The sequence below is a fragment of the Peribacillus sp. NPDC060253 genome (genome assembly GCF_042727425.1).
Lineage (GTDB): Bacteria > Bacillota > Bacilli > Bacillales > DSM-1321 > Peribacillus.
The window spans coordinates 1-13676 of sequence record NZ_JBHXAS010000124.1 but is presented as its reverse complement, the minus strand read 5'-3'; the positions used below and the strand labels follow the sequence as shown (position 1 = coordinate 13676).

The 13676-nt window shown below is 39.6% G+C and carries 12 protein-coding genes, 1 tRNA gene and 1 pseudogene; 12 read left to right on the top strand and 2 right to left on the bottom strand.

What is annotated here, in order from left to right:
- Window positions 1-351: 351 nt before the first annotated feature.
- The 4 genes and pseudogenes from ACFWE9_RS22380 to ACFWE9_RS22365 form a co-directional block, all read left to right on the top strand.
- Window positions 352-1395, top strand: a pseudogene (locus ACFWE9_RS22380) (alkene reductase); the annotation flags it as partial.
- Window positions 1396-1553: 158 nt separating this feature from the next.
- Window positions 1554-2075: a P-loop NTPase family protein gene (locus tag ACFWE9_RS22375; protein ID WP_377358867.1), complete on the top strand. Its 522-nt coding sequence runs from the start codon at window positions 1554-1556 to the stop codon at window positions 2073-2075.
- Between the two features lie 232 nt (window positions 2076-2307).
- A complete protein-coding gene (locus tag ACFWE9_RS22370; RefSeq protein ID WP_230157315.1) occupies window positions 2308-2868 on the top strand; it encodes a hypothetical protein in 561 nt (186 codons plus the stop codon).
- An 83-nt stretch (window positions 2869-2951) separates the two neighbouring features.
- Complete coding sequence (locus tag ACFWE9_RS22365; RefSeq protein ID WP_230157314.1) at window positions 2952-3164, top strand: hypothetical protein; 213 nt, start codon at window positions 2952-2954, stop codon at window positions 3162-3164.
- Between the two features lie 201 nt (window positions 3165-3365).
- On the opposite strand, the gene ACFWE9_RS22360 is transcribed toward ACFWE9_RS22365, so the two are convergent.
- Window positions 3366-3863 (bottom strand): GNAT family N-acetyltransferase, encoded by a 498-nt coding sequence (locus ACFWE9_RS22360; protein WP_230157313.1) that lies wholly within the window; start codon window positions 3861-3863, stop codon window positions 3366-3368.
- A 465-nt stretch (window positions 3864-4328) separates the two neighbouring features.
- Between ACFWE9_RS22360 and ACFWE9_RS22355 the strand changes: the two genes are divergently transcribed.
- The 4 genes from ACFWE9_RS22355 to ACFWE9_RS22340 all read left to right on the top strand — a co-directional run bounded on the left by ACFWE9_RS22355 (window position 4329) and on the right by ACFWE9_RS22340 (window position 8769).
- The gene (locus tag ACFWE9_RS22355) at window positions 4329-5357 is read left to right on the top strand and encodes an NADP-dependent oxidoreductase (RefSeq protein WP_230157312.1); all 1029 of its coding nucleotides are present in this window, start codon (window positions 4329-4331) and stop codon (window positions 5355-5357) included.
- A 625-nt stretch (window positions 5358-5982) separates the two neighbouring features.
- Entirely contained in the window at window positions 5983-7932 is a 1950-nt protein-coding gene (locus ACFWE9_RS22350; protein WP_377358864.1) for an FUSC family protein, read from the top strand.
- Between the two features lie 159 nt (window positions 7933-8091).
- Complete coding sequence (locus ACFWE9_RS22345) at window positions 8092-8505, top strand: YbjN domain-containing protein (protein WP_230157310.1); 414 nt, start codon at window positions 8092-8094, stop codon at window positions 8503-8505.
- A 190-nt stretch (window positions 8506-8695) separates the two neighbouring features.
- A tRNA-Gly gene (locus tag ACFWE9_RS22340) sits at window positions 8696-8769 on the top strand.
- A gap of 353 nt (window positions 8770-9122) precedes the next feature.
- Here ACFWE9_RS22340 and ACFWE9_RS22335 read toward each other — a convergent pair.
- Window positions 9123-9791, bottom strand: a complete 669-nt coding sequence (locus tag ACFWE9_RS22335; protein ID WP_230157308.1) for a B3/B4 domain-containing protein — start codon at window positions 9789-9791, stop codon at window positions 9123-9125.
- 101 nt (window positions 9792-9892) lie between these two features.
- Here ACFWE9_RS22335 and queG point away from each other — a divergent pair, with 101 nt between their 5' ends.
- From queG to nfsA, 4 genes are all read left to right on the top strand, one after another.
- Complete coding sequence (gene queG, locus ACFWE9_RS22330; protein WP_230157306.1) at window positions 9893-11032, top strand: tRNA epoxyqueuosine(34) reductase QueG; 1140 nt, start codon at window positions 9893-9895, stop codon at window positions 11030-11032.
- A 208-nt stretch (window positions 11033-11240) separates the two neighbouring features.
- Window positions 11241-12098, top strand: a complete 858-nt coding sequence (locus ACFWE9_RS22325) for an amidase domain-containing protein (RefSeq protein ID WP_230157304.1) — start codon at window positions 11241-11243, stop codon at window positions 12096-12098.
- 67 nt (window positions 12099-12165) lie between these two features.
- Window positions 12166-12654: a tRNA (uridine(34)/cytosine(34)/5-carboxymethylaminomethyluridine(34)-2'-O)-methyltransferase TrmL gene (trmL, locus tag ACFWE9_RS22320; RefSeq protein ID WP_230157302.1), complete on the top strand. Its 489-nt coding sequence runs from the start codon at window positions 12166-12168 to the stop codon at window positions 12652-12654.
- A gap of 81 nt (window positions 12655-12735) precedes the next feature.
- Window positions 12736-13485, top strand: coding sequence for an oxygen-insensitive NADPH nitroreductase (gene nfsA, locus ACFWE9_RS22315; RefSeq protein ID WP_230157300.1), 750 nt, complete (start codon window positions 12736-12738; stop codon window positions 13483-13485).
- Window positions 13486-13676: the final 191 nt, after the last annotated feature.

Here is a 13676-nt window from a genome sequence, read left to right as displayed (position 1 = left end):
AAAACTACGTCAGACTTAAACTGAACCGCCGTATACCGAACGGTACGTACGGTGGTGTGAGAGGTCGGAGGCTAGGCGCCTCCTCCTACTCGATTGTGTAGAATTATCTCGTTGAAGGCCGGAATAGATGGGTTGCAGGCCGAATTAGATGGCAGTCCGCCAACAAATTGGAATTTTGAATAGTTTTGTTGGTCTTTTTTACCATTTTTACGAAATGACGTAATTACAAGAGTGAATTATTTGTAAATTAACCCTTTATCGGATAGTCTTACAAAATGATAGTTACCAAAAGTTAGTTTGTTCTCAAAAAAACAAAGTTTAACAGGAGGAATTTTAATGAAGCAAATTAAAACTAAAATTTTTGAACCTGTAACAGTTGGTGCATGGAATTTAAAAACGAGAACAGCGATGGCTCCTATGACACGGGCGTTTGCTGATAAAGAAACTGGTGTTGTGAATGACCTGACCGTAGAATATTACCGTAAACGGGCAAAGGATGGAATCGGACTTATCATTACAGAAGGTGTTGTGATTTCTCCAAGAGCAAAGGGGAATCCAGGAGTTCCGGGGATTCACACTCAAGAGCAAATCAACGGGTGGAAAAAAGTAACGGAAGCTGTTCACGCTGAAGGCGGAACGATCATTGCACAAATCTGGCATGTCGGCCGTGCAAGCCACAACGAACTTGCAGGAGGACTTCCACCGCAGGCTCCGTCTCCTATCGCTGCTGAAGGAAAGGTTTCACGATTCGGGAAACCCTTTGATATTCCTGAAGAAATGACTGAAGCGGAGATTGCAGAAGTAGTGAGCCAATACAAACAAGCTGCACAAAATGCAATGAATGCCGGCTTTGACGGTGTGGAAATTCATGGTGCACACGGCTACTTAATAGATCAGTTTAATTCTGACACTTCCAATAAAAGGACGGATCGGTACGGCGGTGATTTAAAACAGCGTCTGACATTTATGAAGGAAGTGTTAAAAGCGGTCATCGACGCGGTTGGAGCGGACCGTACCCTTATTCGTTTCTCGGCTTTGAAGATTGACCAGCCAGCTTACATGTGGGATGACCCTGAAGCAGCGATCGAAACATTTATTGAGGCTTTCCATGAAGCAGGAGTCAAAATGATTCACCCTTCCACGATGGAATTTACCAAGCCGATTGCCAAAGGATTGACCATGCATGAATTGGTACGCAGTCATTGGGATGGAGTTATAGTTGGTGTAGGTGGGCTTGATGTGAAAACAGCAGAAGCCGCACTCGAAAAAGGCATCATTGACGTTGCTGCAATTGGACGTCCGCTTATTGCCAATCCGGATTATCTGGCACGAATTAAGCAGGATGAAAAACTTGTTGAATATGATGCAAAGAAACATTTAGGGCAATTGATTTAAAAAGCAAATAAGACTATCGCTTGTTTCTGTAAGTATACCGTCTTGACCATCATTAACTGATGCGATTCTTCAATAAGAAGGATCGCCTTTTCCTTATGGAGCAATTGGGAAGAAAGGAAATATATTTTGCAAATCTACTAGAAAGAGAGGGGATACCAATGGAGCGTATTATGGTTATAGGAGTGTCCGCGGGTGTTGGAAAATCTACTTTTGCAAGAGGGCTTGGAGAATATTTAAATATCGAAGTACATCATTTGGATACATTCTACTGGAGACCTGGCTGGGTGGAAGCTCCTTTAAATGATTTCATTTCTGCTCAGAAGGAAGTATTGAGTCATAACAAGTGGATAATAGAAGGAAATTATAGTGATTCTTTTGCTTTACGTTCGGAGCATGCCGATACGATCATTTATTTAGAACTACCTCTACATGTTTGTCTTTACCGTGTTGTAAAACGTCGATTGTCTTATATAGGTAAAACACGACCTGATATGTCTGTAGGCTGCAATGAAAAATTAGACTGGCAGTTTGTTAAATTTATAATGATCACCTATTTTCCTCGCAAGAAAAAAATGAAAAACATACTTGGAGAACTTCAAAGGACGAAGCCGGAAAAGCTAATAGTCATTTTAAAAAGTAAGCAGGAAATTGAAGGATATTTGCTAAATAGGAAGGATTAAGCCCTAAGGTTGTCTTGGGGCCATTTTCATTTCATCGTAACCACCGTTTTCTGACCCGGCTGCAACAGCCCTTTTTGTTTTTTTTGAAAGTCGCGATCATTTTGACTTCAGTTAGTGTCACATTCATAAATCTTATACATATTATGTAAGCTTGTACATACATATTTATTAAATAACTTTGGGACAGGAGGACACTGGTTAAAATATATTTGAATTTGGGTGATGGATAAAAATGTTTAAAACACGAAAGGTTAGATCCGATAAAAAATATACTATTAAACCAACGATTCCAGTAAAACTTAAAGAAACATTAATTAAAATATCATATATCACGACTACACCGGTTAAAGATGTTGGAGCGTTTATTTGTGAATCAGGTTTATATTCAAAACAAGTCATTGAAATGTTATCCGTACATTTCAGAAGAACGTATCAATTTAATAATACGGTGTATTTTGGAGAACTTGAAAGAAGGTCACTTCAAAGAGAAAAGTATAATGTACCAACGGATAGAGCTACAATTCGTTTCATCGAATCTACTAATGAACAAATTAATGCTTTGGCATACTCCTTAGATGTTACTCCATCTAAAGCAACCGCCCTGTTATTGGAAACAAGCATCAAGAATCCAATCATAATCAACGAGTGTTTTAACTATTATTTACAGAAAAAGATAGATCCATCAAGAATTATAGAGTTAAAGAAACTTATAAAGTTTATCAATGATAATAATCCTTATGAGGAAGAAATTTCTTGGTCCGAGATATTATCCACTGAAGTACAACAACGATGATGTTGTTTAAAAAAATAAATAGGTGAAATCAAGTATAAGAATTTAATAGAGTGGATAGACTAATAAAAAAGGAGTGGGAGATTATGGAAACTAAAACTAAAGAAGAAACGAAAGAAATGTGGAGCGAAATTAATCAATGCATAACGCGATTAATTGATGAAAAACATGACTTGTCCTTTCAGAAGAAAAGCAATGATAATTATATCAATCTATATATTCAAACAGCCGTATTACACACCTTATTTGGACTCTCGGATGAACTTAGGAGAATTGAAAGGAAATATACTGACTTGTGATGTTAACTAGAAAGGTCTCGTGATTGTGAAACAGTGACCCCCCTAGGTTAAATGTCTGACAGACAGTCACCTAAGGGCTAGGAGCAGGAGTATACCTGACTCTATGTCCAGTATACTCTTATCACTTCCAAGTGGAGTAAATGCAAAAACTTTCATGCGTGCATAGAACATAGCACACCTGTTTTTCCAAACAATGGCTTTTTAAAGAAACAAAATCATATGCTCTTCATCATAATAGGTATGATCTATCTTCAATGCTCTTTTCTCTTTTCCAAAAACCTCAAAACCCAAATCAGAATAGAGTTTTTTTGCTGCCTCATTAGTTGTCACGACAGATAAATAGATCTGCTCGATTCCTTCCGTATTTTTGGCCTTCTTAATGACTTCTGCCATCAAGCGCATTCCAATTCCATTACCACGTTTTTCAGGAGAAACGTACACGGCAAAGATAGTGGCTTTATGCTTTAGTTTAAGCTTATTTTCTTTAACTAAAGTAACTACACCGATAAGTTTTTCGTTTTCAAATGCACCTAAAGTAAAAGACTCGTCCGATTGAAACCTGCTCTTATATGTTTCTAAAGGATTTTTCTTTTCCTCCTCAAAGCTTGAACCGAATGACTCAGGATTGTTTTGTAAAGCTTCTAATCTTAATTTCCGGTAATTTTCAGCATCCAGTGGATTCAAGATTCTTATATTCATTATTTCCTCCTATTTAAATGAAAAGTAATTCCTTCTATTTTTTTATCTACCGAGGGAGACCAAAAGGAAAATCATAGACAGTTTTCGGTATCATTTTAAAGGATTCAATAAATCCTGTTAATCTTCCTTCACAAAAAAATTACGTCTTTGAAGAGAGGGAATGCTGAGACGTTGTATTAAATTGAAAAGAAGCTCTTAGTGCTTTGCTGGTACTATAAAAAAATAAGAACAGATCCTCAAATGGATTTGTTCTTATTTTGGTTGGCTATTCGGTTATCCTAATCCTTTTTTTGAATGAAAAAAATGGCACATAATAGGTAATAATAAGTTTGGGATTTTCAGTAAGAGGATACATACAGAGTGTTAATGGAAGCATTAGGAAATCTTAATCTTTGACCGATGAACTTCATCAGTGATACGCTTACTTTTCGATATTACATATTCAAAATCAAGGAGGAATGAAGGATGACACAATCCAAACAACAAAAAATCACCTTGGCAAACCGTCCAAAAGGTATGCCTTCGAAAGAGGATTTTAACTTTGTGGAGAGTGAAGTTCCCACACCAAAAGATAATGAGATTTTAGTACGGACGCTATATTTATCTGTCGATCCATACATGCGTGGAAGAATGCAAAATACTAAATCATATATTGCTCCATTTGAATTGAATAAGGTCATCACAGGCGGCGTTGTTGCTGAAGTGGTAGACTCTAAATCGAATTCCTTTAAACAAGGGGATGTCGTGGTTGGGAATATAGACTGGGCAGAATATACAGTGGTCACTGAAAAAGAAATTCGAGTAATTGATCCTAAGGTGGCTCCGGTCACAACTCATTTAGGGGTTCTTGGAATGACCGGTTTAACAGCTTATTTTGGTTTGCTTGATATTGGCAAGCCTCAAGAGGGTGAAACGGTCGTAGTATCCGGAGCAGCTGGGGCTGTTGGTTCAGTTGTTGGACAAATAGCTAAGATTAAAGGTGCTAGGGTTGTCGGTATCGCTGGTTCAGATGAAAAACTTGAGTACTTAACGAAAGAACTTGGCTTTGATGGTGCCGTAAATTATAAAAAAGATAGTTTTGCGACAGATTTAAAAAATGCCGTTCCTGATGGTGTCGATGTTTATTTCGATAATGTGGGTGGCGAGGTGACTGATGCTGTTTTCACACTTTTGAATACAAATGCCCGAATTCCATTATGCGGGGCGATTTCATCATATAATGCAGAAGGAAAAGATTTAGGACCGCGTTTGCAATCAGCCATGATCAAAACGAGTGCACTAATGAAAGGTTTCACAGTTGGAAATTATGCCGCTCGTTTCCAAGAAGGCGCAACGGATTTAGGGAAATGGCTCCAAGAAGGAAGACTGAAGTATGAGGAAACCATAATTGAAGGGTTTGAAAACACACCTGATGCCTTTCTAGGCTTGTTTAAAGGAACGAACCTCGGTAAACAACTTGTAAAAGTTGCGGAACCCGAATTCGCTCAACTATAAGTTTATGGGAACATAGTGGAGGCGAGATCTTGTTTGATCTTAGAAAATGAGGGTGTATTAAAAGAGCGTCATTTCAAAAAAATCTCGTCAAACCAATAATAATAGAGGTCGAAGCACATCTTCCAGCTAAATCGATGTGCTTCGACCTTTTTTTTGATTGGATATAGGGTTGTCCATTCAGGAACAATTACAAAGCATGTCCTTCATGAGAGATAATCAACCATAGGAATAAAATATGCAGTGGAATTCTCTGGATTTTCATATGTTGGGATCAATGTCGTTTTGGGAGTTTTTGTCGCTTGAATAACAAACGAGATAAGATAGTTATATAGATCATCAATAATTTCGATGCAAGTCACTGACACAAGAATCGATGTGCAGATATGGGCCATGTTTGTCTACATATTTGTTGAAGTCATGACAGTGATGTTCCTTCGTGAAAGTCATACGAAAAGTAGGTGAAAAACAAAGGCATTCAAGAATTACTTACCCTTTACGGTATCTTTTGTTCCATATGAAGGATATTAAAAAAGGGTCTCCTTAAACATAGAACTCAGCATAATGTTATGATAAAGTAAATATAATAGTTACCTAGGTAATCATTTAATGAAAGGATAAATCTGAAATGAATGAAAAGCAAAGGACATCTTCAAAATCTCTGAAGTTGGATGTAATACATACGACATTTAAACAGGCTTTTGAATTAAAAAAGAATCCATTTCCATGGATAAAAGCATTAAGTGCAGGGATAGCGGCTGCCTTACCCGTTTTCATTGGCTTATTATTCGGCAATTTAGCGTACGGTTTATTGGCAGGAATAGGCGGTTTCACTTATTTATACGTATTTAACCAACCGTATCACCAAAGAGCTAAAAAGATTTTCTGTGTGATGGTGGGTCTTGCATTATCTGTTGTATTAGGGACGCTTTTGGCTCCATACCAATTGGGAACAGCCATAATGATGGGGATCATCGGGGCAAGTGTTTTTTTTATTTTTGGTGCATTAAAGATTCCCGGTCCTTCGGCGGTTTTCTTCGTCTTGAGTTTTGCGCTAGCGACAGGTATGCCCATTGATCAGACTCTTGCGCCGTTGCGTGGAGGCCTAGTTTTATTGGGTGGGGCACTGTCTTGGATAATCTGTATGTTAGGTTGGTTCTTCAATCCTCATGGACCAGAAAAGCTTGCGGTGGAAAAGGTATACAGAGAATTGGGGGCTTTCTTTGATTCACTAGGCACCGGGAGATTCAATGCAGCAAGACAAAGAACGGTATTGGCGATGAAACAGGCGGAAGATACATTGTTAGCAGGATTTTCAAACAGGCGAAGTCCAGACATGTTAAAGCGGTTGTTTCTATTGAACGACCATGCGAATGTCATTTTCTTGGAAGCATTGGAAATATCCTTGCGTAAAAAGGTTGTACTAACGCCAGAATTAGGACAATCGGTACGTGCCTTGGCTGACTCCATTGCATCTAAAACTAAAAATGAATCAAAGATTCTCCAGCCGGACCAAATGGAACTAGAGGTGGAAAAGCTATTCGTTGAAATTTACAATGCAGATGCCATCATGAATGAACCGGTTAGTAAAATCCACCAAGAAGCATCAATCTCAAAGCCTTCTTTAAAAACGATTTTTCTTGGGGCGTTCGATAAGAACTCAATTGTCTTTCTCTCTTCCATTCGATATGGAACAATCCTTACCATTGCAGCAATCATAGCCTATTCCGCTGATTTTAACCGTTCGTACTGGATTCCCTTATCCTGTGCAGCCGTTATGTCTGGTGCGTCCATCGTTGCCACATTTCATCGGGCGGTCCAAAGGACTTTCGGGACAATCATGGGACTCCTAATAGCAAGCTTAATTCTTGCATCCGTTCATAACGAGTTCATTATCGTTCTGATCATTTTGTGTTTGACAATCATTACTGAGCTTTTCATCGTAAGGAATTATGGATTGGCGGCGATGTTTTTTACCCCTTCAGCTTTAATCATGGCGGAATATTCAACTCAAAGCTATGATTTTAGTTTTTTTGCGACCGTAAGAATAACCGATATCGTCGTTGGGAGCATGATAGGTCTTCTTGGATCGCTGTTAATCGGCAGTCGATCGGCATCAAGTCTTCTCAATCATTTGATGGCCAAAACGATTCGAAGCCAGGGTCAATTTCTATTGGTGGCGTTCTCAGAACATGATAATGAACTTGCAATCGATGAAAGAAGTGAAAGGAACAAAATGCAAACCAATATGGTAAATCTATTAACGGTCTACAATGCGGCTCTTGGTGAGATATTCAAAAACAAGGACAGGCTGGAATCACTGTGGCCCGTCATATTTTCGATAGAACAGTTGGGATATTTATTAAATGCAAGCTTGAAATTCTCTGATAGGTCGGTACTTTCAGAGCGTGAACTTGCTCAATTACTGTATGTTTTTGAAACGATGGCAATCGCTGCAGATAAGGGGCGGTCACTTACTAACAAAGAGGTTCCGGAAATTGAAGGGTACTCAAAAATCCGCCATGAAATTTTGGATCTTCAAAAAGCACTTCGGTTTAGCGGTGAAGCAACGAGCTAATCAATCTCCTCAGGGAGTTTTTATTATGGGCTTCTATTCATTAAACGAAGTGGTTCATTCCCTTAATTAAAAGACGGAAAATAAAATGTATATAGAAAAGTCTGTGAAAATGCCAATTTTCATTATAAAATGTACTTACATACAGAAAGGTGATGAACCATGTCAAACATTGCAAAATTTCGTGATTTTTTAACTAGTGAGAAAATCTATATGAATGAGTTGAATGAAGATGGCACCACCTTTTTTAGAGCTGAGCAGAAGTTAAAGGATGGGTGGAAGGTTCTTTTAGTTTTTGCATTCAATCAAGATGAAAATGTGGCGGACTTATTTTGCTTTAATGTCGCCGAGTTGAAGAATCCTGATAAAAAGCAAGATGTACATACACTGTTGAATGAATATAATGCTAATTTTAGGTATTCAAAGCTGTATGAAGAAAAAGGGACCATTTCCATTCGTTATTCATACTCCCTAGAGGGGGATTTTGTACCGGATCTAGCGTTCAGGAAGTTAATCATGTTGCTTGAAACGGCACAGCAGGTTTACCCTCGGCTAATGGAAGTCATTTGGTCTTAAATCATGCTATAGGTTGAAAAAGTTCTCTGATTCAGGGGACTTTTTAACATCTTTGCTAGAGTGAATGAATATATTATCGTTACTATCCATAAATTTAAATTTTTTTAAAAACAACTATTGCATTTTTTCACATAAAACTATATAATTAATTTTGTTGGTAATACGATTCGACAAAGTTCTACAAGGATATGCGGGTGTAGTTTAGTGGTAAAACCTCAGCCTTCCAAGCTGATGATGAGGGTTCGATTCCCTTCACCCGCTCCAATACATACTCATAACGTAGGGTTTCGTTACCTGGAGAACGAAGCTTTGCGTTTAAATATTATAATGAGAATTCTACTGTTTACAGTGGGATTTTTTTATTGTCCAAATTTGTATATCTATCTCTTTTACCTTTAATTTAAGGAAGTAACAGTCTGGGAAGCAAAGGAGCTGGGACACATATAGGTGGCAGTAACGATAACTTGCCAGCCCGCGATTGCAGCTGTAAGAATGAACTCGGGGATATAGTGTGAATCTCAGGTGAAACCAAACTGGAGCATCTATAATTATGTTTAAACGGATCATGTATTAACCCCTTCCGAATTTGAAAGGGGTTTATTTCTGGTCAATTTTGATCATCCTTCTACAATTGAGTAAGTCCCTTCACCACCGTGGATTTCAAGGAACATGTCCATCAACGATTTTGTTAGCTGATGGGCTTCCGTGATAGGTGTGTTGGGTTGTAAATAAATGATTTGGATGGCCTTTTTCGTTTCTTCGGTGACTTTCGTTCGGTTTGAATCAACGTAAGGACTTCCGAATGTGCCATCACGATCAGCTGAAGTAATCATATGTTCCATGGAATTCAATCGGCCGTTCAAGCCTTCATAACCGTCAGAACCATCGCCAATTTTAATCGAGATGTCACCTGCTAATTTATCCCCGTCATAAATGCCGATCGGCACTTCATATAAAAGGGAGAAGAAGTTATTCAAATCGATGGCGGAATGGACGGGGGTTAAGTAATTTTGTTTTTTTACACGGCGGTAAAGGGCTTCAACGGAAGGGCGATAACGAGAAGGGTTGGTTCCTGTCGTCTTGAAAATCTCTCGCCATACTTTAATGCCGGAAAAGTCGGTCAATTCCTTTTCTTCAAGGTCGAAGTAAAGAGCTTCCTGAAATAATTGAAGCCTTCCTTTCACCATTTGTGGGGAGGGACCTACTTCGATGTTTTCATATGTAATGATACCAACTTTGAATTCAGGGATTTTACTGCTAAGATTAGCCGATATGGTAATTTCCAAGCGTTTCACCTCCAAAAATGATTGCAATTAGTTTATCATAGATAGCAATGGTTTGAAATGGATACAAGCCTGGGAATACTGAATGAACGAAGGTGATAAACATGGATATGAATACATTCAAGCAAGAAGTGATTATATATAGTAAAGAAATCGGCATCGATAAAATCGGTTTTACATCGGCCACGACTTTTACCGATTTGAAAAGTCGGCTGATACGTCAACAGGAACTGGATTATCAATCAGGGTTTGAAGAAGCCGATATTGAAAAAAGGGTCAGGCCTGAATTGATTTTCGATAAACCGCAGTCCATCATTTCCATTGCGCTGGCATATCCTTCGAAATTGAAGGATGCCCCGCAAAGTACAAAAAGTGAGCGGCGCGGGATTTTTTGCCGGGCTTCTTGGGGAACGGATTATCATACCGTTCTTCGTAATAAATTGCAGTTACTTGAGGATTTCATAAAAGATAAAGTACCAGGTGCAATGACGAAGTCCATGGTTGATACGGGTGAGTTATCAGATCGAGCAGTGGCAGAACGTGCAGGAATCGGGTGGAGTGCAAAAAATAGTATGATCATCACTCCGGAATTCGGGTCTTATGTATACTTGGGAGACATGATTACCAACTTGCCATTTGAACCGGATCAGCCGATGGAAGATCAATGCGGGACATGCAACAAATGTGTGGATGTTTGCCCAACAGGTGCGCTCGTACAGGGTGGCCAACTGAATTCCAAACGTTGTATCGCGTTCTTGACGCAAACAAAAGGGTTCCTGCCGGATGAATTCAGGACGAAAATAGGCAACCGTTTGTATGGATGTGATACCTGCCAGACCGTTTGTCCGAAAAACAAAGGAATGGATTTTCATTTTCATGAAGAGATGGAACCCGACCCTGAGTTAGCGAAACCGCTGCTGAAACCTCTGCTTACCATCTCGAATCGGGAATTCAAAGACGCATATGGCCATGTATCCGGCTCTTGGCGCGGTAAAAAACCAATCCAACGAAATGCCATTTTAGCATTGGCCCACTTCAAAGATGAAACGGCATTGCCCCAATTGATCCAGGTCATGAAGGATGATCCAAGGCCTGTGATTAGGGGAACGGCCGCCTGGGCGGTTGGGAAAATTGGTCGGGAACAGGTTGTTTCCATTTTGGAAGAAGCACGAATGAAGGAAACGGATAAAGAGGTACTGACAGAAATCGAGAAAGGACTGCAGTTTTCCTTGGAACTACAATGATATATATAAAGCAGCCGCTCCGTGAATCATTATGGGGCGGTTTTTTTGTGGGGGCTTGGTGTGTCCCTTTTGAGTATTTGATTGATTAGGAGTCTCCGTATATTTTTAATAATAGAAAGGATTGATACTCCACTTTTAATGAAGTTGTGTTTTGTCCATGCCCTCACACATACACATTAGCATAGATGGTAAGAAGGAGGGCATGAACTTGAAGGAACAGTTGCAACGCCTTTTACAAGAAAGAGTAGAGTTTTATACTTCCGATAATCAGGAACGGAGTGAAAGGAAATTACATCTGAAAAAGGAATTGATGAGGAACCGTGCTGCGGAAATCGTTCGAGTGAATGCTGCAGGCAAGGTTCATTCAAAGAAAAAGGAAGACAATGATACAGTCCTAACTTATCAGGTGCACCTGCAGTATTTATTGAAACAGGAGGATTCATTTTATATAGAAGAAGAAATGGAAGAAAGGGAGGCAAGGTTTCGAAATGGGTACATGGTGGATGAACGTGAACTTGTGCCCAGCTTTGAAACGGAAGAGGGAACACCAAAGTGGGATGCAGGCGCAGAGCGTCTCGGATATAAGTATGAGCGGATGAAGGCCGTTCAATACGCCGAGCGTTGGTGGAATGAATTCAATCCGGGATACCATAAATTCACTGATGACTGTACGAATTTCATTTCACAATGTTTACATGCGGGAGGAATTCCAATGTGGGGGGCGCCGAACAAAAATAAAGGCTGGTGGATTAGAGGAAAAAGCTGGAGCTACACTTGGACGACTGCCCATTCTTTATATCATCTGCTAAAAGCCGGGAATCTCATCAGGACGAAGCAAGTGGAATCGGCATATGAATTGAATTTAGGTGATATCCTCTGTATCGATTTCGAAGGGGATGGTCGGTTTGATCACAACTTGATCGTAACGGCAAAGGATCAGGATGGGATGCCGCTTGTGAACGCACATACGATGAACAGCCGGCACAGGTATTGGACATATGAGGATTCGACTAGGTATACACCGAACATCGTTTATAAATTCTTTGTGATTTTAGATGGGAGGTGATAGGTTTTTAGTCTTTTTTGTTTAATGCTATAATTAAGGTGAAATTTAAACTAGAGGTGAAAATGAAGTGGCAATACATGTAGTTTTATATCAACCACAGATTCCAGCAAATACAGGCAATATCGCAAGAACGTGTGCAGGGACGGATACGTCTTTACATCTCATTCGCCCGCTTGGTTTTTCTACCGATGACAAACAGCTCAAACGGGCCGGGCTCGATTATTGGGAGAATGTAAAGATCCATTATTATGATTCACTAGAAGAGTTTTTTGAAAAGAATGCGGGCGGTGAATTTTATTATTTAACGAAATTCGGGGAGCAGCCGCATTCCAGCTTCGATTACAGTGATCAGGACAGTGAGATATATTTCATTTTTGGCCGTGAAACGACGGGTCTCCCGAAAGAGCTGATTCAAGAAAATATGGATCGGTGCCTGCGGATTCCAATGACGGATAAAGTACGCTCGCTAAATCTGTCAAATACAGCAGCCATCTTGATTTATGAAGCATTGAGACAGCAAAATTACCGTGATTTGGATTTAAAAACTAAAGGTTGAGTTACACGCATACTGTCATCGGGGGCATTTCAGCCCCGATGATCGATGTTTTACTTTACATACTTATTAGGGGTGGGAGCTTTGAATAATATTATTGAGAAGATCTTAGATCACCGTTCCATTCGATCTTTTGAGGACAAGCTATTGTCTGAGGAGCAAATTAATACGATTGTGGAATGTGCCCAGGCTGCATCGACTTCAAGCTATATTCAAGCGTATTCAATCATTGGGGTAACAGATCCGGAAAAGAAAGCCAAGCTTGCTGAACTTGCCGGTCCACAACCTTATGTAGAGAAGAATGGACATCTATTTGTCTTTTGCGCCGATTTATATCGCCAGGATATGGTTTCGGAGATGGAAGGCAAGGACCTTACCGAATCGATTGAAAGCACGGAGAAATTCATGGTTGCCTGCATTGACGCTGCTCTAGCGGCTCAAAATGCAGCATTGGCCGCAGAATCGATGGATCTCGGCATTTGCTATATAGGCGGGATCCGCACCCATCTCCCTGAAGTGTCCGAGATTTTGAATATACCGCATCGGGTTATTCCGTTATTCGCTCTAGTGGTTGGATATCCGAAAAACCGTTCCGATAAAAAGCCGCGTTTGCCGCAGTCCAATATCTATCATGAAAATGGATATCAGGCGGATAAGCAGGAGTTCATCGGACAACTTGAAGAGTACAACGAAACGATCTCAAGTTATTACGAGCAACGGACGAAAGGGAAACGAAAAGACACCTGGACAGGGCAAATGGCTGACATGCTTGGAAAGAAAAGCAGGTTGTACATGAAAGATTACGTGGAAAAGCAAGGATTCAAAAAACATTAAATGATGAAAATGGCCAAGTAGGAATCATTATTCCCAAAAAAAGAGCCATCCTGAAAGATCCCGGAATTATTTCTGGGATCTTTCAGTTTTGACAAAAACAATTTCAGCTCAAATTTCCCATCAGAATTTCTTCTTATTTACCCATGAATTACTATTGACAATATATTTAGATAGAATTATAGTATTTAAGT